This window comes from Ewingella sp. AOP8-B2-18, from assembly GCF_052376015.1.
GTDB classification, from domain to species: domain Bacteria; phylum Pseudomonadota; class Gammaproteobacteria; order Enterobacterales; family Enterobacteriaceae; genus Ewingella; species Ewingella allii.
The window spans coordinates 169,386-188,472 of record NZ_JBQSVB010000006.1 but is presented as its reverse complement, the minus strand read 5'-3'; the positions used below and the strand labels follow the sequence as shown (position 1 = coordinate 188,472).

20 protein-coding genes are annotated in these 19,087 nt (G+C 55.4%); 13 read left to right on the top strand and 7 right to left on the bottom strand.

All coding sequences use genetic code 11. The features are described 5' to 3' along the window. Nucleotides 1-7: 7 nt before the first annotated feature. The 4 genes from dksA to folK all read left to right on the top strand — a co-directional run bounded on the left by dksA (nucleotide 8) and on the right by folK (nucleotide 3,764). Nucleotides 8-463, top strand: coding sequence for an RNA polymerase-binding protein DksA (dksA, locus tag ACT3RR_RS14030; RefSeq protein ID WP_034787382.1), 456 nt, complete (start codon nucleotides 8-10; stop codon nucleotides 461-463). A 76-nt stretch (nucleotides 464-539) separates the two neighbouring features. Further along, complete coding sequence (gluQRS, locus tag ACT3RR_RS14025) at nucleotides 540-1,454, top strand: tRNA glutamyl-Q(34) synthetase GluQRS (RefSeq protein ID WP_485903108.1); 915 nt, start codon at nucleotides 540-542, stop codon at nucleotides 1,452-1,454. A gap of 511 nt (nucleotides 1,455-1,965) precedes the next feature. After that, a complete protein-coding gene (gene pcnB, locus ACT3RR_RS14020) occupies nucleotides 1,966-3,288 on the top strand; it encodes a polynucleotide adenylyltransferase PcnB (RefSeq protein ID WP_353503899.1) in 1,323 nt (440 codons plus the stop codon). Continuing rightward, nucleotides 3,285-3,764, top strand: a complete 480-nt coding sequence (gene folK / locus ACT3RR_RS14015; protein ID WP_496200533.1) for a 2-amino-4-hydroxy-6-hydroxymethyldihydropteridine diphosphokinase — start codon at nucleotides 3,285-3,287, stop codon at nucleotides 3,762-3,764. Before pcnB ends, folK begins: the two co-directional genes overlap by 4 nt. Before the next feature lie 27 nt (nucleotides 3,765-3,791). Here folK and qseC read toward each other — a convergent pair whose 3' ends face one another. Together qseC and qseB are read right to left on the bottom strand one after the other, a co-directional pair. After that, entirely contained in the window at nucleotides 3,792-5,159 is a 1,368-nt protein-coding gene (gene qseC / locus ACT3RR_RS14010) for a quorum sensing histidine kinase QseC (protein WP_496200532.1), read from the bottom strand. Next, complete coding sequence (gene qseB / locus ACT3RR_RS14005) at nucleotides 5,156-5,830, bottom strand: quorum sensing response regulator transcription factor QseB (RefSeq protein WP_396131645.1); 675 nt, start codon at nucleotides 5,828-5,830, stop codon at nucleotides 5,156-5,158. Before qseB ends, qseC begins: the two co-directional genes overlap by 4 nt. Nucleotides 5,831-6,004: 174 nt before the next feature. Between qseB and panB the strand changes: the two genes are divergently transcribed. From panB to panD, 3 genes are all read left to right on the top strand, one after another. Continuing rightward, on the top strand, nucleotides 6,005-6,799 hold the full coding sequence (gene panB / locus ACT3RR_RS14000) for a 3-methyl-2-oxobutanoate hydroxymethyltransferase (protein WP_485903104.1): 795 nt from the start codon (nucleotides 6,005-6,007) through the stop codon (nucleotides 6,797-6,799). A gap of 14 nt (nucleotides 6,800-6,813) precedes the next feature. Beyond that, nucleotides 6,814-7,668 carry a pantoate--beta-alanine ligase gene (gene panC / locus ACT3RR_RS13995; protein ID WP_353501023.1) on the top strand — a complete coding sequence of 285 codons (855 nt, stop codon included), beginning with the start codon at nucleotides 6,814-6,816 and terminating at the stop codon, nucleotides 7,666-7,668. Nucleotides 7,669-7,809: 141 nt separating this feature from the next. After that, nucleotides 7,810-8,190 (top strand): aspartate 1-decarboxylase, encoded by a 381-nt coding sequence (gene panD, locus ACT3RR_RS13990; protein WP_353501022.1) that lies wholly within the window; start codon nucleotides 7,810-7,812, stop codon nucleotides 8,188-8,190. A 191-nt stretch (nucleotides 8,191-8,381) separates the two neighbouring features. Here the strand turns inward: panD and ACT3RR_RS13985 are convergent, their stop codons facing one another. Both ACT3RR_RS13985 and ACT3RR_RS13980 read right to left on the bottom strand, forming a co-directional pair. Continuing rightward, nucleotides 8,382-9,152: an ABC transporter permease gene (locus tag ACT3RR_RS13985; protein ID WP_353501021.1), complete on the bottom strand. Its 771-nt coding sequence runs from the start codon at nucleotides 9,150-9,152 to the stop codon at nucleotides 8,382-8,384. After that, nucleotides 9,152-10,075 (bottom strand): ABC transporter ATP-binding protein, encoded by a 924-nt coding sequence (locus tag ACT3RR_RS13980; RefSeq protein ID WP_353501020.1) that lies wholly within the window; start codon nucleotides 10,073-10,075, stop codon nucleotides 9,152-9,154. The genes ACT3RR_RS13985 and ACT3RR_RS13980 overlap by 1 nt, the downstream gene beginning before the upstream one ends. Before the next feature lie 148 nt (nucleotides 10,076-10,223). Between ACT3RR_RS13980 and can the strand changes: the two genes are divergently transcribed. Further along, complete coding sequence (gene can, locus ACT3RR_RS13975; protein WP_034787270.1) at nucleotides 10,224-10,880, top strand: carbonate dehydratase; 657 nt, start codon at nucleotides 10,224-10,226, stop codon at nucleotides 10,878-10,880. A gap of 118 nt (nucleotides 10,881-10,998) precedes the next feature. Here can and hpt read toward each other — a convergent pair whose 3' ends face one another. The 3 genes from hpt to cueO form a co-directional block, all read right to left on the bottom strand. Beyond that, nucleotides 10,999-11,535, bottom strand: coding sequence for a hypoxanthine phosphoribosyltransferase (gene hpt / locus ACT3RR_RS13970; RefSeq protein ID WP_353501019.1), 537 nt, complete (start codon nucleotides 11,533-11,535; stop codon nucleotides 10,999-11,001). Between the two features lie 113 nt (nucleotides 11,536-11,648). Further along, nucleotides 11,649-12,614, bottom strand: a complete 966-nt coding sequence (gutQ, locus tag ACT3RR_RS13965) for an arabinose-5-phosphate isomerase GutQ (RefSeq protein WP_496200531.1) — start codon at nucleotides 12,612-12,614, stop codon at nucleotides 11,649-11,651. A gap of 110 nt (nucleotides 12,615-12,724) precedes the next feature. Further along, on the bottom strand, nucleotides 12,725-14,341 hold the full coding sequence (gene cueO / locus ACT3RR_RS13960) for a multicopper oxidase CueO (RefSeq protein ID WP_353501017.1): 1,617 nt from the start codon (nucleotides 14,339-14,341) through the stop codon (nucleotides 12,725-12,727). A 204-nt stretch (nucleotides 14,342-14,545) separates the two neighbouring features. On the opposite strand from cueO, the gene ACT3RR_RS13955 reads away from it, so the two are divergent. From ACT3RR_RS13955 to yddG, 5 genes are all read left to right on the top strand, one after another. Then, nucleotides 14,546-14,893 (top strand): YacC family pilotin-like protein, encoded by a 348-nt coding sequence (locus tag ACT3RR_RS13955; RefSeq protein ID WP_034787248.1) that lies wholly within the window; start codon nucleotides 14,546-14,548, stop codon nucleotides 14,891-14,893. 225 nt (nucleotides 14,894-15,118) lie between these two features. Continuing rightward, nucleotides 15,119-15,982: a polyamine aminopropyltransferase gene (gene speE, locus ACT3RR_RS13950; protein WP_396131712.1), complete on the top strand. Its 864-nt coding sequence runs from the start codon at nucleotides 15,119-15,121 to the stop codon at nucleotides 15,980-15,982. Nucleotides 15,983-16,010: 28 nt separating this feature from the next. Next, complete coding sequence (speD, locus tag ACT3RR_RS13945) at nucleotides 16,011-16,805, top strand: adenosylmethionine decarboxylase (protein WP_353501016.1); 795 nt, start codon at nucleotides 16,011-16,013, stop codon at nucleotides 16,803-16,805. A gap of 398 nt (nucleotides 16,806-17,203) precedes the next feature. After that, the gene (locus tag ACT3RR_RS13940; RefSeq protein ID WP_353501015.1) at nucleotides 17,204-18,079 is read left to right on the top strand and encodes a hypothetical protein; all 876 of its coding nucleotides are present in this window, start codon (nucleotides 17,204-17,206) and stop codon (nucleotides 18,077-18,079) included. A 125-nt stretch (nucleotides 18,080-18,204) separates the two neighbouring features. Then, complete coding sequence (gene yddG / locus ACT3RR_RS13935) at nucleotides 18,205-19,083, top strand: aromatic amino acid DMT transporter YddG (RefSeq protein ID WP_353501014.1); 879 nt, start codon at nucleotides 18,205-18,207, stop codon at nucleotides 19,081-19,083. Nucleotides 19,084-19,087: the final 4 nt, after the last annotated feature.

Here is a 19,087-nt window from a genome sequence, read left to right as displayed (position 1 = left end):
AAGCATCATGCAAGAAGGGCAAACCCGTAAGACATCGTCCTTGAGCATTCTCGCCATCGCTGGGGTAGAACCATACCAAGAGAAGCCAGGCGAAGAGTACATGAACGTCGCTCAGCTGACCCACTTCAAGAAGATCCTTGAAGCGTGGCGCAATCAGCTCAGGGATGAAGTTGACCGTACCGTTTCGCACATGCAGGACGAAGCTGCAAACTTCCCAGATCCGGTCGACCGTGCCGCTCAGGAAGAAGAATTCAGCCTTGAACTACGTAACCGCGACCGTGAACGTAAGCTGATCAAAAAAATTGAAAAAACGCTGAAAAAAGTGGAAGACGAGGATTTCGGATATTGCGATTCCTGTGGCGTTGAGATCGGTATTCGCCGTCTCGAAGCACGTCCTACCGCTGATTTGTGCATTGACTGTAAGACATTGGCTGAAATCCGCGAAAAGCAGATGGCAGGTTAAGTCTCGGGTCCCACGCGGTGCATTACGCACCGCGTTCCCTTAACAACGCAGCACCCTCTTTCGTTTCAAACTTCTTATGTCAGATACCCACGCCACGTCGCCCTACATCGGCCGCTTTGCTCCCTCACCTTCCGGTGAACTTCACTTTGGTTCTCTGATTGCCGCCCTCGGTAGCTATTTGCACGCCCGCGCCGCGCAGGGCCAGTGGCTGGTGCGTATTGACGATCTCGACCCGCCGCGCGAAATCGCCGGTTCCGCCGACAGCATTCTTGCCACGCTTGAACGTTTTGGCCTGCACTGGGATGGTGAAGTGGTTTGGCAGTCGAAACGCCATGACGCCTACCGCGCCGCCCTAGACTCGTTGCACAACAATGGCCTGAGCTATTACTGCACCTGTACCCGCCAGCGCGTCGCCCAGCTCGGCGGCACCTATGATGGCCACTGTCAGCACTTAGGCCTTGGCCCTGAGAATGCGGCGATTCGCCTGCGCCAGACGCGCCCGGTTTACGCCTTCGACGATGATTTTCAGGGCCAGCTGCACGCCAGCCAGACTCTCGCCGAAGAGGATTTTATTATCCGCCGCCGAGACGGCCTGTTCGCCTATAACCTCGCCGTGGTGGTCGACGATCACTATCAGGGAGTCAATCACGTGGTGCGCGGAGCCGACTTAATTGAGCCAACGGTACGGCAGATTTCGCTTTATCAGCATCTTGGCTACCCGCAGCCGGGATATTTGCATTTGCCACTGGCGGTCAATGAGAGTGGCGATAAGCTTTCCAAACAAAATCACGCGCCCGGCCTGCCACCCGGCGATCCGCGCCCCGTGTTGTTGAAAGCGTTACAATTTTTAGGTCAAACCTTGCCGGAAAACTGGCAGGATTTACCATTAGATTTATTATTACGCTGGGCGATTGAACATTGGTCCCCCGCGCAGATGCCGCGTCAGCATGCGAAAGCTCCGCCAGATTTGACTTCGGCATTCTCAAAGTAGCCAGTGTGAGCTATGATTAGCCGCTGTTTTTGCGTCGCGTCATTTTTATCAGTCACTATCGAGGTGTCCCATTTTTACCCGAGTAGCCAATTTTTGCCGTAAGGTGCTAGTTCGTGAAGACAAAGTCATCCGTGAAGAAAACGCGGTGCCTGAACCAGCCCCTCTTCGTGAAGATAAAGACCGCCGCGACCCAACCTCCGTGGACTCTGCTTCTGTTGCCGACGGCAACCCAAGAACGCCGTCATCCCCACGCCGCGAACGCAGCGGCAATCGCGATAACCGTAATCGCCGGGATGACAATGGCAATCGAGGCGATCGACGCGGCAATAACGCTGCGCAAGGCGCGAGACAGCCATCCCGCTCTGCCCCTCGTCAGAACGAAAACCATGACAATCGCCGTTCAGCCAGCGAAGCGCCACGCGGCGATCGCCCATTCGTTGAACGTTACGTGACCGAAGAGCCGGCGAAGAAAGCCCGCGTCTCCTTTGATTACGAAGGCGAAACCCGCGCCATGACCATTATTCCTCGCGATGAGCACAACATCTCTCGTCGTGATATCAGCGAAAATGCCCTTAAAGTGCTGTATCGCTTAAATAAATCCGGTTACGAAGCCTACCTAGTTGGCGGCGGCGTGCGCGATTTATTGCTGGAAAAGAAACCGAAAGACTTCGACATCACCACCAACGCCACGCCTGAGCAGGTACGCAAACTGTTCCGCAACTGCCGTCTGGTAGGCCGTCGCTTCCGTCTGGCTCACGTGATGTTTGGGCCGGAAATCATTGAGGTGGCCACCTTCCGTGGTCATCACGAGCAGCAAGAAGAAGTGGAAGACAAAAACTCTTCCCAGCAGGCCGTCAACGGCATGCTGCTGCGCGACAACATCTTCGGCACCATCGAAGATGACGCCCAGCGCCGCGACTTCACCATCAACAGCCTGTATTACGGCGTGGCCGACTTCACCGTGCGTGACTACACCGGTGGCCTGCGTGACCTTGAAAACGGCATTATTCGCCTGATTGGTGACCCAGAAACGCGCTACCGTGAAGACCCGGTGCGTATGCTGCGCGCCGTGCGTTTCGCCGCCAAGCTGGACATGAAAATCAGCCCGGAAACCGCACAGCCTATTCCACGACTGGCGACCTTGTTACAAGAAATCCCTCCGGCGCGCCTGTTCGAAGAGTCTTTAAAACTGCTGCAAGCGGGCAACGGCTACCAGACCTACCTGAAGCTGCGTGAATATCAGCTGTTCCAGCCGCTGTTCCCGCTGATTGCCCGCCAGTTCACCGAAGAGGGTGACAGCCCGATGGAGCGCATTCTGGTTCAGGTACTGAAAAACACCGACTTCCGTCTGCAAAACGATCAGCGCGTTAACCCTGCGTTCCTGTTCGCCGCGATGCTGTGGTATCCGGTGATTGAACACGCGCAGAAGCTGGCGCAGGAAGGCGGATTGACCTATTACGATGCCTTCTCGCTGGCGATGAACGACGTGCTCGACGAGCAGTGCCGCACATTGGCGATCCCAAAACGTATTACTACGCTGGTGCGTGATATCTGGGCGCTGCAACTGCGACTGTCTCGCCGTCAGGGTAAACGTGCGCACAAGCTGATGGAGCATCCGAAGTTCCGCGCCGCCTTCGACCTGCTGGCGCTGCGCGCCGAAGTCGAGCAGCATCGCGAACTGCAAAGCCTGACCGAATGGTGGGGTGAGTTCCAGGAAGCGACACCGGCCTCGCAGAAAAACATGCTGGGTACGCTGGGTGATGACGCCGCACCGCGCCGCAGCCGTCCGCGTCGTCCGCGCAAACGGGCACCGCGCAAGGACAATGCGCAATGATTCGGGTCTACATTGCGCTCGGCAGTAACCTTGCCAAGCCTGTAGACCAGGTTAACTGTGCGCTGGAAGCTCTGGCGCACATGCCCCGCACCCAGCTGGTGGTCTGCTCATCATTTTACCGCAGCAAGCCCCTTGGCCCGCAAAATCAGCCTGATTTCCTCAATGCCGTGGTGGCACTGGATACCGAACTGCCGCCAGAAGAGCTGCTAGACTGCACTCAGGCCATTGAACAGAATCAGGGCCGGGTGCGAAAGCTGGAACGTTGGGGACCGCGCACGCTGGATTTAGACCTGCTGCTGTATGGCGATCGGGTGATCAACACCGAACGTCTGACCGTGCCGCATTACGACATGAAAAACCGTGAGTTTATGCTCTATCCGCTGGCAGAAATCGCGCCAGACGTGGTGTTCCCTGACGGCGAATCTCTGCAAACTGTTCTCACCCGCGTGCCGCTGAACGGGCTGGAACGCTGGTAATTCGCGGCCAGTTCATCTGGCCGTTGCTTATCTGATTACGACTTCTAAGCCACCCTGCTGGCGATTGCGATAACTCACCTGCAAGCCGTGCAACTGGGCGATACGCTGCACAATCGAAACGCCCAGCCCGCTGCCGGTCTGCTGTTGCCCCGGCGGCCGATAGAACCTCTCCCCCAGCCTCGCAAGGTACTCTTCATCAATGCCCGGCCCCTGATCTTCAACCCGAATCCCCTGCTCGTCGAGCCACACCGTGACGTTCGACCCGCGCGGCGAATAGCGAACCGCGTTATCAATCAGGTTGCGCAGCATCAGCGAAAGCAGCAACGGCTGGCCCTGAATCGTCGCCGGTTCGCCCAGAGGTTCAAAGCGCAGCGCGATGCCGCGGGCGTGCGCGGCGGCGTCCTGCTCACCCATCACCTGCATCAGCAGGCTGGCCCAGCTGATAGGCTCAAGCTCCTCTAAACCGTCAAAAGACTCCAGCCGCGACAGGGTCAGAAGTTGATCCACCAGCCGCGTGGCGCGATCAATGCTGGTAGTGAGATTCCCCAGTGCATGTTCCCGCGCGCTGGCGTCATCGCCGGAAAGCTGCACCACTTCGGTTTGAACGCGCAGCGCCGCCAGCGGGCTGCGCAGCTCATGGGCGGCATCGGAGGTGAAGCGGCGCTCGCGCACCAGCAGCTCGCCGGTGCGGCTAAACAGCGAGTTAAGGGATGTCACCAGAGGCAAAACCTCGGAGGGAACCTGCTGGGTGGAGATGGGCGCAGCGTCGTCAGGCGCGCGGCGATGAAGATCGTCCGCCACTCGGCGCAAAGGTTTTAGCTCGCGAGTGATCAGCAGGATCATCGCGAGAAGCAGGATAGGCAAGCTCGCCAGCCACGGCATTAATTGCCCGCTGACCAGCGTCCACGCCAGATCGTTGCGATAGTCATATTCTTGCCCGACCACCACGCGGAACTGCCCGTCGGCGGTGGTCAGCCACAGCAGTCGCCACGCGTCGTCATCCCCTTCCAGCTGGCTGTCGGTGAACCCCTGCGTGCTGCTGTCAAAGCGGATATGCTTGCCGTTCTCGCCGTCGTTGAGCAGCATCTTGCCCTGACGATCAAAAATGGCGAAGGTCAGCGCGTCATCGTCGGTATGGCCGCGATTGCCTTTATGCAGGATTTTCTTGGTTTCCGGCAGGCGCACGTCGTGCTCCACCGCCATCATCTCCGCCAGCCCCGCCCCTGCCAGTCGTTTGGCGAACAGTATCTGCTGGGTGTCGAACACTTCATTAATGTTGTGGCGAGTCTGCTGCCAGGCGATAACCGAGGCGGCCAGCCAAGTGAGCAGCGCCAAAAGGCCGAACAATAAAATCAGCCGCAGCCGCAAACTGAGACGCGCAAATCTAGCTCTCACTGGCCCTCCTCCGTGGCATCGCCCAGGGTGTAGCCCACGCCGTGGACGGTGCGAATAAAGCCGTTGCCGAGCTTCTTCCTCAAGTGGTGAATATGCACTTCAACCGCGTTGCTGCTGACCTCATCGTCCCAGCTGTAGAGCTTTTCCTGAATCAGCGGGCGAGGCAGAACCCGGCCTTTGTTGTTGAGAAACAGCTCCATGACGGTGATTTCGCGCTGGGTGAGCACCACGACTTCGCCATTTAGCGTCGCGCTGCGAGAGGCAGGGTCGAATTGTAAACTGCCGTGGGTGACAATCGGGGTGATCTGCCCGTGGCGGCGGCGGATCAGTGCCTGTAGCCGCGCCGCGACTTCCACGAGCGCAAAAGGTTTGCACAGATAGTCATCGGCGCCGGCCTGTAGGCCACTCACCCGCTGTTCCAGTGCGTCACGCGCCGTAAGGATCAGCACCGGCGTGTCTTTGCCCTCGCGCCGCCATTCCCGTAAAAGCTGCATACCATCGAGGCCCGGAAGGCTCAGGTCCAGAATCACTGCGTCATAAGGCGCGCTGTCGAGCGCCGCTTTGCCCATTTTACCGTCGGTAAACCAGTCCAGCGTAAACCCCAGCTTGCCCAACCCGGCCTTGATGCCGTCGCCAATCATGTTGTCGTCTTCAATCAGTAAAATGCGCATTGCTCTTCCTTAATATTCGCCCGAAATCTCCACTCTTTGATTATACGTCAACCACCTTAAGCAGTTCTTAAGATGTTCCGTGCCCTGAGCAGGAACTTCACTACCTGCTTATTCGGTCATACAGTAGAATGTCGGCAAGATATTCACCGAATGAATTGTTCATAGGAAGATCTCATGAAAGCTACAACCCTCAGCCAGTTACGCCAGTGGAAGCAAGAGAACCACAAGTTTGCGACCATTACCGCCTACGATGCCAGCTTCGCGCAGTTGTTCGCCGAGCAGGGTATCCCCGTGATGCTGATTGGTGATTCCCTCGGCATGGTGGTGCAGGGCCATGACTCTACCCTGCCAGTCACTGTCGAAGAGATTGCCTATCACACGCGCTGCGTGCGTCGCGGTGCGCCCAAGGCGCTGCTGCTGTCTGACCTGCCTTTTATGAGCTATGCCACCCCAGAGCAGACCTTCACCAGCGCGGCCGTGCTGATGCGCGCCGGGGCCAATATGGTGAAGTTAGAAGGCGGAAGCTGGCTATGTGAAACGGTGAAAATGCTCACCGAGCGTGCGGTGCCGGTTTGTGGTCATTTGGGCTTAACGCCGCAGTCGGTCAACGTGTTCGGCGGCTATAAAGTGCAGGGCCGTGACGAAGTGGCGGCTAACCAGCTGGTGAAAGATGCGCTGGCACTCGAAGAAGCCGGAGCACAGCTGATGGTGCTGGAGTGCGTGCCGGTCGAGCTGGCGAAGCGCGTGACCGAAGAGCTTGCCATTCCGGTGATTGGTATCGGCGCGGGCAACGTGACCGACGGCCAGATTCTGGTGATGCACGACGCCTTTGGCATCACCGGCGGCCACACGCCGAAGTTCGCCAAAGACTTCCTCACCGAGGCTGGCGACATTCGCGGCGCGGTGCGCCTGTATGTTGAACAAGTTGCTCAGGGTGTCTATCCGGGCGAAGAACACAGTTTTAAATAAGAAGGGTTTTCGACGTGCTGATTATTGAAAATGTGCCGCTGCTGCGCCGTGAAATTCGTTTTTACCGCCAGAACAACAAACGTATCGCACTGGTTCCCACCATGGGCAACCTGCATGAAGGTCACATGACCCTGGTGGAAGAAGCCAAAGCCCGGGGCGACGTGGTGGTAGTAAGTATCTTTGTTAACCCGATGCAGTTCGAGCGCCCTGACGATTTAGAACGCTACCCGCGCACCTTGCAGGAAGACTGCGAGAAGCTGAACAAACGCGGCGTGGACTTAGTTTTCGCGCCGTCGCCGGCGGATATCTATCCGAAAGGCTTGGCCACCCAGACTCAGGTCGACGTGCCGGTTATCTCCACCATTCTGGAGGGCGCGAGCCGTCCGGGGCATTTTCGTGGCGTGTCGACCATCGTCAGCAAGCTGTTCAATCTGGTGCAGCCTGACGTCGCCTGCTTCGGCCAAAAAGACTTCCAGCAGTTGGCGCTGATCCGCACGCTGGTGGAAGACATGGGTTATGACATCGAGATTATCGGTGTGCCGACCGTGCGCGCCAAAGACGGTTTGGCACTGAGTTCGCGCAACGGTTATCTCACTCACGACGAGCGCAAAACCGCGCCTGAGCTGGCGAAAATCATGAACCAGCTGGCCAAGCGCCTGAGCCAAGGCGAGCGCCACGTCGAAGAGATGCTGGAAGAGACGGCGCAGCAGCTACGCGACGCCGGCTTCACCCCTGACGAGCTGTTTATTCGCGACGCCAAGACCCTGCAAGAGCTGAATGTGGATAGCACGTCGGCCGTGATTCTGATGGCGGCGTGGCTGGGTAAAGCGCGACTGATTGATAATCAGCAGGTTGATTTGACGCAGTAGACAACGGGTACTAAATCGGCAAAGATGTGGTCGATCTGGGTATCGGATTTTTTGTATTTCATCAATTTGTTATCCCAAGCCTTCCCGCTGTCGCAATGAAGCAACAGTGTGAAAGTTAAAGGTAAATGAAGGGTCACCTACATGGTACGTACTATGCTCCAAGGCAAACTGCATCGAGTTCACGTGACTCAGGCTGATTTGCACTACGAAGGCTCCTGCGCCATCGATCAAGACTTCCTCGACGCGTCAGGGATTCTGGAATACGAAGCCATCGACATTTATAACGTTGATAACGGTCAGCGTTTTTCGACCTATGCTATCGCAGCTGAACGCGGCTCACGGATTATATCGGTGAACGGCGCGGCAGCGCGCTGCGCCTGCGTCGGCGACCTGCTGATCATCTGTTCTTACGTGCAGATGTCAGACGCCGAAGCCCGCAAGCACCAGCCGAAAGTCGCCTATTTCGAAGGTGAAAACCAACTGAAACGCACCGCCAAGGCGGTACCTGTTCAAGTGGCATAACCTTGATTCAGGCATAAAAAAACGGGGCCACTGACTGGCCCCGTTTTTTTTATTTTTAACCGCAATGAATCCACTAAATCATTTGTGATGTATCAAGGCGGCAACTAAGCGAACCCCAGGAGCTTACATCGGTAAGTGACTGGGGTGAGCGCAGGCAGCCAACGCAGAGACAGCGCAAAGGATGACGTGGATTAGCTACGCAAGCCGCGGCCACGCTCAATCAAGTACCAAGCCAGCAAGTAAAACACTGCAATAAACGCCACCAACACGCCCATGGTGAACACCAACGGAACATCGGTGATCCCCAAGAAGCCGTAGCGGAAGCCGCTGATCATATAGACAATTGGGTTGAGCTTAGAAACCGCCTGCCAGATTGGCGGCAGCAGCGTCAGCGAGTAGAACACGCCGCCCAGATAGGTCAGCGGGGTCAACACGAAGGTTGGGATCAGGCTGATGTCATCAAAGGTGGTGGCAAATACTGCGTTGAGCAGGCCGCCGAGGGAGAACAGGATCGCCGTCAGCAGCAGAGTCAGCGCGATAACCCACCATGAGTGGATCACCAGCGGCACGAAGAACAGTGAAATCGCGGTGACCAAAATCCCCACGCAGATACCACGCGCCACGCCGCCGCCGACATAACCGGCAATCACCACGTGCGTTGGCACAGGGGCCACCAGCAGCTCTTCAATATTGCGCTGGAACTTGGCGCTAAAGAAAGAGGATGCCACGTTAGCGTAGGAGTTAGTGATCACCGCCATCATGATCAGGCCCGGCACGATGAACTGCATGTAGGTGAAACCATGCATTTGGCCAATCTGCGAACCAATCAAATTACCGAAAATGATGAAGTACAGCGTCATGGTGATCACTGGCGGAACCAGCGTCTGGATCCAGATACGCCCGAAACGGTTAATCTCTTTTAGCCAGATACTTTTGAGTGCAACCCAATACAATTGCGACATTATTTCGATTCCTCACTGCCGTTCACCAAGGTGACAAACAGCTCTTCCAAACGGTTAGCCTTGTTACGCATACTCAACACCTGCACGCCCTGATTGCTCAGTTGGCTAAACAGCGAGTTCAGCCCCTGTTCGCGCATCACTTCCACTTCCAGCGTCGAGGTATCCGTCAGCTTGTGGCGATAGCCTTCGAGCTGCGGCAGATTACTTTTCGGTGCCAAGTCGAGAATGAAGGTTTCAGATTTCAGCTTCGACAGCAGCTCTTTCATGCTGGTGTTTTCCACCAGCTGGCCGCCCTGAATAATGCCGATATTACGGCACAGCATCTCCGCTTCTTCCAGATAGTGGGTGGTCAGGATGATGGTGGTCCCCTGGGCGTTAAGCTCTTTAAGGAAGCCCCACATGGAACGGCGCAGCTCGATATCCACCCCGGCGGTTGGTTCATCGAGGATCAGCAGCTTCGGCTCGTGCATCAGCGCGCGGGCAATCATCAGGCGGCGCTTCATCCCCCCCGACAGCATGCGGGAACGCTCGTTGCGCTTGCCCCACAGATCCAGCTGGGTTAGGTATTTTTCAGCGCGCTGTAAAGCCAGCGGGCGCGGAACGCCGTAGTAACCGGCCTGATTGACCACCACTTGCATGACGGTTTCAAACGGGTTGAAGTTGAACTCCTGCGGCACCAGCCCGAGCTGGCGCTTGGCGTTGACGATATCCTTATCGATGTCGTAACCAAAGACTCGAACCTTACCGGCAGATTTATTCACCAGCGAGCTGATGATGCCAATGGTGGTCGATTTACCGGCACCGTTTGGCCCGAGCAGCGCGTAGAAATCACCTGCTTCTACCTTGAGGTCGATGCCGCGTAGAGCCTGCACGCCACCGGCGTAAGTCTTGGTTAACTTCTCCAGTTCCAATGCGTATGTCATAAGTGGAGCTTACCTTGTGTAGAGAACCTTGTTATAAATTCTGGCGTTATGATTTGTTGCTTAATGGGATGCTGAATCGATATGAAATAGCGGAGTGTTGCCCTATATTAACCCATCGCAGTTGATCGGTTACAGGCTATTAACGTCCATGAATGACATTGAAACACTTAAAAATAATAACGCCCTTTGGTCAAAAACCATGGTGGAAGAAGATCCAGGCTTCTTCGAACGTCTTTCCGAATCGCAAAAACCCCGCTTTCTATGGATTGGCTGCTCAGACAGCCGCGTGCCTGCCGAACAACTGACCGGGCTTGAGCCGGGTGAACTCTTCGTTCACCGCAACGTCGCCAATCTGGTTATCCATACCGACCTTAACTGCCTGTCCGTGGTGCAGTACGCCATCGACGTGCTGGAAGTCGAGCACGTGATTATCTGTGGGCACTACGGCTGTGGCGGTGTTCAGGCGGCGGTGGAGAATCCTGAGTTGGGGCTTATCAACAACTGGCTGCTGCATATTCGCGACATCTGGTACAAACACAGTTCACTGCTCGGCGAGCTCTCCCCAGACCAGCGTCTGAACAAGCTGTGCGAGCTGAACGTGGTGGAACAGATTTACAACCTCGGCCACTCAACGGTGATGCAGACCGCGTGGAAGCGCGGACAAAAAGTCTCGCTACACGGCTGGGTTTACGGCATTCAAGACGGGCGTCTGCGCGACCTCGAAGTGACCTCCACCAGCCGCGAAACGCTGGAACAACGTTACCGCCAAGGCGTCTCCGCCCTGCTGCACGGCAATCCGCAGTAACTGTACAAAAGAATAAAAAGCAAAAGGCACATTATGTGCCTTTTTTTGTGCCTTTTTCCGGCGTGTCGCTCTGTGTGTACTGCCCGCGTTAGAAAGACTAAGGCGGGCAGCCAGCCACTTACTCTTCGAGCATCACTACTTTGCCGACGTACGGCAGGTGGCGATAGCGCTGGGCGTAGTCGATGCCGTAACCCACCACGAATTCGTCGGGGATGGCGAAACCTACATATTCGACTTTCACGTCCACTTCGCGGCGCTGTGGTTTATCCAACAGCGTACAGATTGCCAGCGATTTCGGGCCGCGCAGTTGCAGCAGTTCGCGGACTTTGCTCAGGGTGTTGCCGGAGTCGATGATGTCTTCGACGATCAGCACGTCTTTGCCACGGATATCTTCATCCAGATCTTTGAGGATTTTGACATCACGGGTGGTGGACATGCCGTTGCCGTAGCTGGAGGCGGTCATGAAATCCACTTCGTGGGAAACGTCAATGGTGCGACACAAGTCAGCCATAAACATGAATGAACCGCGCAACAGCCCGACCAGCACCATATCACTGCCGCTATCACGGTAGTGCTCGGTGATTTCACGGCCTAACTCAGCAATTCGGGTTTTGACTTCCTGCTCGGAAATCATGACGTCTACTCTGTGTTTCATATAAAGCCTAACCACCTGGAATTTGAAAGAGTCATCGCCACCACTGACCGTGATGGCGACCTTAAAGCGCGGGGATTATAACAAAGAACCAGTTAATGAGTAACGCCGTCGGATCAACCAATGCCCGCCTGATGTAAATCATGCAGATTTATCGCCCCGACCAGCACGCCGTCGCTGTTCACCACCGGCGCGGCGCTGATGTGCTGCTGGTGCAGGGCTTCCAGCGCCTCGCCCGCGCGCCACTGTTCCGGCAGTTGGAAGCCGGGGCGGGTGATGGCATTCATCAGCGGCTCGTCGAGAGTATGGCCTTTCACCAGCCAGCGGCGTAGGTCGCCGTCGGTAAATACCCCCACCACGTGGCGCTGTTTGTCGCAGACCGCAATCAGGCCCAGCCCGGTTCGGCTCAGCTCCAGCATGGCATTCATGACATTTTCCTGGCTGTCGATAACCGGCAGTCGGTCGCCGGTGCGCATCAAATGATGAACCCGATTGAGCAAGCGCGCGCCGAGGCTGCCGCCCGGATGTGAGCGAGCAAAGTCCTCTGCACCGAAGCCGCGATGGCGCATTAAGGCCATCGCCAGCGCATCGCCCATCATCAGAGTATTGACCGCGCTGGAGGTCGGGGCCAGCCCCATCGGGCAGGCTTCGCGCTCTACGCCGACGTCAATAATGGCATCGGCGGCCTGCGCCAGCGGGGAATCTTTGCCGCCGGTAATAGCAATCAGCTTGGTTTGGTTTTCGGCTAATAGAGGCAGGATCATATCCAGCTCTTTGGCGCGGCCAGAATAGGAGATGAAGATCAGCACGTCGTTGCTGCCAATCATGCCTAAGTCGCCGTGCAGCGCCTCGGCCGGATGGACGAAGAAGGCTGGCGTGCCGGTGCTGGCGAGGGACGCGGCAATTTTCTTGCCGATGTGGCCGGATTTACCCATTCCCGACACCACGGCTTTGCCTGTGCAGTTGAGCAGCAACTGGCAGGCGTCGACGAAATTGTCATCCAGCCGAGTCAGCAGCCGTTGCGCCTCTTCGATTTCGATTTCCAGCGTTTCCCGCGCAAAACCCAGCAGCGACTTTTTCATCTTATTCTCCCCTCAGAATGATGTGAATATCATGGTTTTCAGCCGCGTTACCATACAGTCTGCTGAGCCGAATGTCAGTGATCGACATATCGACTCAACAAACAGAGGCCTTAACTGGAAACCGTAAATCCAAGCATCATGCCGGTGTCTTCGTGTTCCAAAAGGTGGCAGTGAGCCATGTAAGACTGCTCTTTGCTCGCCAGATAGTTGAAACGCACCAGCACCTCGCTGCGCCCGCCCTCCACTCTCACAATGTCTTTCCAGCCCGCGCGGTGCGCCGCCACTGGCTTACCATTCTCAGACAGAATGCGGAACTGGGTGCCGTGAATGTGGAACGGGTGCAGCATCATGTCGCCTTCACCGGAAATGGTCCATTTCTCGTACTGGCCCTGTTTGACATCGAAGGCCGGGCTGTTCATGTCATAAGCTTTGCCATTGATTCGGTTGCCGGTCATCAGGTCGAACTTGCCGTCATCCTTCTTACTCATGTCCATGCCTGCCATGTTGCCGTGGTCGTCATGGGACATGCCCTGCATATTCATGCCCGCCATATCGTGGCCGCCGTCGCCTGAGCCGTGGTCCATGCTCATGCCCGCCATGGACTGATGCCCATAGCGCGCCATCAGCGCCGCCATGCCCTGCTGGTCAAGGCGCGGATCCATGGAGAGCTGCAACCAGCGGGTTGGCAGGCCATCGACGGAAACCAGCTCCGGCAGTGTGATCAGTTTATCCGGTATGTTCTGCTCGCCCTGCGTCAGGGTCGGCTGCACGCGCAGCACCGGCAGAGGTTTATCGAACGGCGCAAGGGTCATGCCCATCTGAGTGACCGGCAGGGTGACGAGGTCGAAAGCTTTGGCATCCGGGCAGTTGACCAGCACTTCGAAACGTTCGCCGGGTAGCATCGGCAGCTCGCTGAGTTTCACCGGCTCGGCGAGGAAGCCGCCGTCGCTGGCAATCACGTAGAGTGGGCGACCGTCGCTGGTCGAGACATTGAGCGAGCGCGCATTACAGCCGTTGAGCAGGCGGAAACGCAGCCAGCCGCGCGACACGCCGTGCTGCGGGAAGACCACGCCATTGGTCAGCATGTGTTGACCAAACCAGCCCACGGCGGCGGTCATCACATCCATCTGGTAGTCGATCTGCCCGGCGTCGTTCAGGCGCTTGTCCTGAAGAATCAGCGGGATATCATCCACGCCCCAGCGCGACGGCAGTTGCAGCTGGTTGCTTTCGTCATCTTCAATCAGTACCAAACCGGCCAGCCCCATCGCCACCTGATAGCCACTGGTCTGATGCGGATGCGGATGGAACCAGCAGGTAGAAGCAGGCTGGTCGAGGGAGAACTGCACAGTGCGGCTGGCACCCGGCGCGATCACGCCCTGCGGGCCGCCGTCCACCTGACCGGGAATTTCCAGCCCGTGCCAGTGTACCGTGCTGGCGACATTCAGTTGGTTATTCACCGTGACCGTCACCGGCTCGCCGCGTTTGACGCGCAGCGCGGGGCCGAGGATATTGCCATTAATGCCCCAGGTTTCGGTATTCACGCCCGGCGTAAACTGGCTCTGCCCGCGCTGTAAATTCAGCACCATCACGCCTTTGGCGTTGGGTTTGAGCAGCATGGGAATCGGCAATGCTGGCCTGTCAGCAGCAAATGCCAGACGGCTCCAGCCCGGCAGCGTAGTGGCCGCCCCCATCAGTGTTGTCCATTTAATAAAGTCACGACGATGCATGTTCAGATCCTTTTGGCGATGTTCCGTGCCTCTGTCGGGGTTGGCAAAGAACGGGCAGATATAACACAGAGGGTAAACCTTCCACCAAGGGAAGGGTCAAGCAGCATTGCCGACAAAAGAAATTTAGTGTGACTCAGGGCAAATATGTTAACGTCGTTTCATTCTATCTGAGCCTGCTTTTTTCTCTTTATAAAGAACCACTCCATGAAAAAAACGACGCTAACCCTGATGTTGCTCGCCCTGCTCGGATTCTCCTCCGCCAGCCAGGCTTTAAGCGAATCAGAGGCTGAAGACCTGGCGGATTTGACCGCCGTCTTCGTGTATTTGAAAAATAATTGCGGCTACGAACAGCTTCCTAACGCGCAAATTAAGCGCGCGATTGTGTTTTTCGCTCAACAAAACCGTTGGGATTTAACCAATTACAGCAGCTTCAACATGCAGGCGATGGGTGAAGATAGCTATCGCGACCTGAGCGGGATTGCCGTCGCCAAGCCGACCAAGTGCAAGGCGCTGGCTCGCGACTCCCTGAGCCTGCTGGCCTACTCTAACTAACTCCCTCTCTCGCCCGGCTTTAGCATCTTCCCACTGACTTTCGCCTCTGGCCGGGCCGCTTTCCAGCGTATTTCCCCACCTCAGCTACACTTATATTCCTAAAACGTCTGAGTAATATTCAATCGTGCATACAATGGCGATGTTGGCTATCATGTTGCCCCCATTTTCCAAGGCTGTGAATACTCAGGAGAAGATTGCACAATGTCCCAGAATCCGTCACAGAAATTGTCCGAAAAAGAAATGTGGTTTGAGACGCTGCACGCCAACTTTGGCCAATATTTTCGCGTCGAAAAAGAGCTGTATCGCGATAAAACCGAGCATCAGGATCTGATCATTTTCGAAAACGCCGAGCTGGGCCGCGTGATGGCGCTCGACGGCGTGGTGCAAACCACCGAGCGGGATGAGTTCATCTATCACGAGATGATGGCCCACGTGCCGATTTTGGCTCACGGTAAGGCTAAGAAAGTGCTGATTATCGGCGGCGGCGACGGCGGAATGCTGCGCGAAGTGTGCCGTCATACGCAGGTTGAGTCTGTCACTATGGTAGAAATTGATGCCGGCGTGGTGGAGTTCTGCCGCCAGTATCTGCCGAACCACAATGCCGGTGCCTATGACGATCCGCGCTTTAACTTGGTGATCGACGACGGGGTGAAGTTCGTCAATCAGACCAGCGAAACCTTTGATGTGATCATCTCAGATTGCACCGATCCTATTGGTCCCGGAGAAAGCCTGTTTACCTCAGAGTTTTACCAAGGCTGCGAGCGCTGTCTGAATCCGGGCGGCATTTTCGTGGCGCAAAACGGCGTCTGCTTCTTACAGCAGGATGAAGCCGTTAATAGCCACCAGAAGCTGAGTCACTACTTTAGCGACGTCAGTTTTTACCAAGCGGCGATCCCGACCTATTACGGTGGCATCATGACTTTCGCCTGGGCCACCAACAGCCCGGAGCATCGCCAGCTCGACGCTAAGACTCTGCAAGCGCGCTTCGACGCCGCAGACATTGCCTGCCGTTATTACAATCCGGCAATCCATTATGGCAGCTTTGCCCTGCCGCAATATCTACTGAATGCCCTGTCAGCCTCGCGCTGATCCGGCATCCATGAGGGGGTGAACTAAATTGCAAAAACTGAAACTGCATGGTTTCAATAACCTGACAAAAAGCCTGAGTTTTTGTATCTACGATATCTGTTATGCCAAAACGGCTGACGATCGTGACGGCTATATTGCCTACATCGACAAAGAATATAACGCGAACCGTTTGACGGAAATTCTCACCGAAACTTGCTCCATCATCGGTGCCAATATCCTCAACGTCGCGCGGCAGGACTATGAGCCACAGGGCGCCAGCGTCACGATTTTAGTGAGCGAAGAGCCAATGGACCCACGCGACGTGGATACCACCGAGCACCCTGGCCCGCTGCCAAACTCCGTGGTGGCGCATCTCGATAAAAGCCATATCTGCGTGCATACCTATCCAGAAAGCCACCCTGAAGGCGGCCTTTGCACTTTCCGCGCCGATATTGAAGTCTCCACCTGTGGCGTTATCTCGCCACTCAAGGCGCTGAACTACCTTATTCACCAGCTGGAATCTGACATTGTCACCATTGATTATCGCGTGCGTGGCTTCACTCGCGACATTAATGGCGTCAAACATTACATCGACCACTCGATCAACTCGATTCAGAACTTCATGTCGAAGGATATGAAGGCGCTGTATGACATGATGGATGTGAACGTGTATCAGGAAAATATATTCCACACCAAAATGATGCTGAAAGAGTTCGACCTTAAACATTATCTTTTCAATGCCAAGCCCGACCAATTAAGCGCGGCAGAGCATAAAGAAATTACCGACCTGCTGTATAAAGAGATGCAGGAAATTTATTACGGTCGCAATATCCCTTCGCTGTAAGATTTTTCAGCCGAACAGAGGTTAATAAGAAGTTAATAAATGGCGGGCATCACATGTCCGCCATTTTAATTTGACTTAACTCCACGCTCAGCTACATTTAATTCTTATAGAAATCCCCGCTTCTACCTAAAAAATTCACTAAAGCTGTTTTTTACATTACCTTAAGTCAAATTGATCAGAAAATGATCTACGTATTAAGTCAAATTTAAAGAATATAAAAAACTAACTAACTCAAATAGTTAACCATCAAGTCTTTAAATTTAACTTAATACCTCTGTATTGATCTTATTTTGACCAAAAATGAATAGAGGCTGTTTTACCCACCTTATCCTGCGTTAGCATCCCCCCGCTGTTTTTAAAATCACCGCTCTCCTTCACCGACACAAAGAAATAATAAAATGACAATCTGTAAATTAAAGACCGTTGCCACCTTATTGGTATCGAGCTCTTTATTGGTTTCCGGGGTTTCCCGGGCCGGGGAAAGTTTGTTCAGCAGCAATACCGATGGAACACGCCACTATGTCAGTTATGGGGCGGAATATTATAAATGGGATGAAACCGTCGCTAACCAAGACGGCAAATACGTTGCAGAACATGGTCCTCGCCTGCGAGTAAACTTTGGCGCCAATAACTATCTCGATGCCCCAAGTGGGTTATTAAAAGCCTGGGACATGAGCCTGATGTTTGGCATCGTTAATTATCAGGGCAGCACGCTGGATGATAAAGCCGACGTGCCCGATGGCTCATTAAAAGGCAAAACAACCTATACCGGCTACAGCGCGGATATCACGCGCGGTTACCGTTATCGCGCCTCGGACAGCGTCTCTTTTGATGCTAAAGGGGCGTTGGGCGGGCAATTCTGGCTGCGCAATATTCGTTCCGACGATGTTTATATTGCCTCAGAGAATCGCACCCGCCAATTTAGCGCGCTGGAAGTCACGCTCCAGCCTTATGCCAAAGCTTCTCTTGGCGCAAACTGGCAGATGACCAGCGAGTCGCGCCTCAGTTTGGAAGGCGGCGCGCTGTATCCGATTAAGACCTGGACCCACAGCAATCAGGGCGGTGTCTGGCTTGAGCCGAAATCGCGCCTGTCACCGTTCACCAGCCTGACGTGGAATATCAACAAAGACCTGTTTGTGAAGGCGTCCTATATTCACCAGAAATACGGTAAATCGGACGATAAACAGGGCCAGCTCGACGGTCAGAATGTCGGCTACTATCAGCCAGCCACCACCACCTCGACGCTGGGCTTAGAGGTCGGTTACTACTTCTGATCCCCGCCTTTCACTCCCCTTCATCATGAATTGCTGTTGATGAAGGGGATTGAGATTCTTCAGGTTTGCTTAGCCGCGGCAATCGCTTATCTTGGGTATCCCTTTCTCTGACTCAGACCGAATCCATGGATCGTTTTGCGACGCTGTTTGGTGTTATTGCCATTGTATTGTGGAGCATGAGCGTTGCTCTGACCCGCAGTCTGGCCGAAGCCCTTGGGCCATTTGGCGCGGCAGCCTCTATTTATACCGTGAGTGGAATTATGGTGTGGATGGCCAGCGGCCGGCCGACGCTGCGCGGGCAATCTGCGGCTTATCTGATTATTTGCGGCCTGCTGTTCGTTTTCTATATGGTGTCGTTTTCGCTGGCGATTGGTCTGGCACATAGCCGCCAGCAAACCTTAGAACTTGGCCTGATTAACTACTTGTGGCCCAGCCTGACCCTGCTGTTCGCCGTGCCGTTGCTGAAATTAAAGGTGCGTTGGTGGATGTGGCCGGGCGCGGTGTTAGCCTTTGTTGGCGTGCTATGGGCTATTAGCGGCGGGCACGGTTTGGATATCCACCAGCTGATGCGCAATGTGCGCAGCAACCCGGTGGCTTATGCGCTGGCGCTTGGCGCAGCAGTGTCTTGGGCGCTCTATTCCAATCTGGTGCGGATATTTAGTAAAGGGGCTGGGGTGTTGCCGCTGTTCTTGCTGGCAACCGGCGCGGTGCTGTGGGCGCTCTACTTCAACTACTCTTCTACCCGAATCAGAATGACCTGGCCGGCCGTCACTGAGTTACTGGTGATGGGCGCGATCACCGCGATTTCCTATCAGTGCTGGGACATCGCGATGAAAAAAGGTAATGCCACGCTGGTGGCGGCCCTCTCCTATTTCACGCCGTTATCGGCTATTTTCATCGCGGGGCTGTGGCTACATACCCTGCCGGGAGCCAGTTTCTGGCCGGGCGTCGGCATGGTGGTGGCGGGGTCGCTGCTATGCTGGAGCGCGTCGCGCGGCAAGTAAGGGC

Bases quoted from the DNA above. Each gene is read 5' to 3' on its own strand.
- gluQRS (WP_485903108.1), top strand. From the start codon at position 540: ATGTCAGATACCCACGCCACGTCGCCCTACATCGGCCGCTTTGCTCCC.
- panD (WP_353501022.1), top strand. From the start codon at position 7,810: ATGGTACGTACTATGCTCCAAGGCAAACTGCATCGAGTTCACGTGACT.
- ACT3RR_RS13955 (WP_034787248.1), top strand. From the start codon at position 14,546: ATGAAAAAAACGACGCTAACCCTGATGTTGCTCGCCCTGCTCGGATTC.
- dksA (WP_034787382.1), top strand. From the start codon at position 8: ATGCAAGAAGGGCAAACCCGTAAGACATCGTCCTTGAGCATTCTCGCC.
- can (WP_034787270.1), top strand. From the start codon at position 10,224: ATGAATGACATTGAAACACTTAAAAATAATAACGCCCTTTGGTCAAAA.
- ACT3RR_RS13985 (WP_353501021.1), bottom strand. From the start codon at position 9,152: ATGTCGCAATTGTATTGGGTTGCACTCAAAAGTATCTGGCTAAAAGAG.
- ACT3RR_RS13980 (WP_353501020.1), bottom strand. From the start codon at position 10,075: ATGACATACGCATTGGAACTGGAGAAGTTAACCAAGACTTACGCCGGT.
- hpt (WP_353501019.1), bottom strand. From the start codon at position 11,535: ATGAAACACAGAGTAGACGTCATGATTTCCGAGCAGGAAGTCAAAACC.
- yddG (WP_353501014.1), top strand. From the start codon at position 18,205: ATGGATCGTTTTGCGACGCTGTTTGGTGTTATTGCCATTGTATTGTGG.
- folK (WP_496200533.1), top strand. From the start codon at position 3,285: ATGATTCGGGTCTACATTGCGCTCGGCAGTAACCTTGCCAAGCCTGTA.
- pcnB (WP_353503899.1), top strand. From the start codon at position 1,966: ATGACCATTATTCCTCGCGATGAGCACAACATCTCTCGTCGTGATATC.
- cueO (WP_353501017.1), bottom strand. From the start codon at position 14,341: ATGCATCGTCGTGACTTTATTAAATGGACAACACTGATGGGGGCGGCC.
- gutQ (WP_496200531.1), bottom strand. From the start codon at position 12,614: ATGAAAAAGTCGCTGCTGGGTTTTGCGCGGGAAACGCTGGAAATCGAA.
- qseB (WP_396131645.1), bottom strand. From the start codon at position 5,830: ATGCGCATTTTACTGATTGAAGACGACAACATGATTGGCGACGGCATC.
- panB (WP_485903104.1), top strand. From the start codon at position 6,005: ATGAAAGCTACAACCCTCAGCCAGTTACGCCAGTGGAAGCAAGAGAAC.
- ACT3RR_RS13940 (WP_353501015.1), top strand. From the start codon at position 17,204: ATGACAATCTGTAAATTAAAGACCGTTGCCACCTTATTGGTATCGAGC.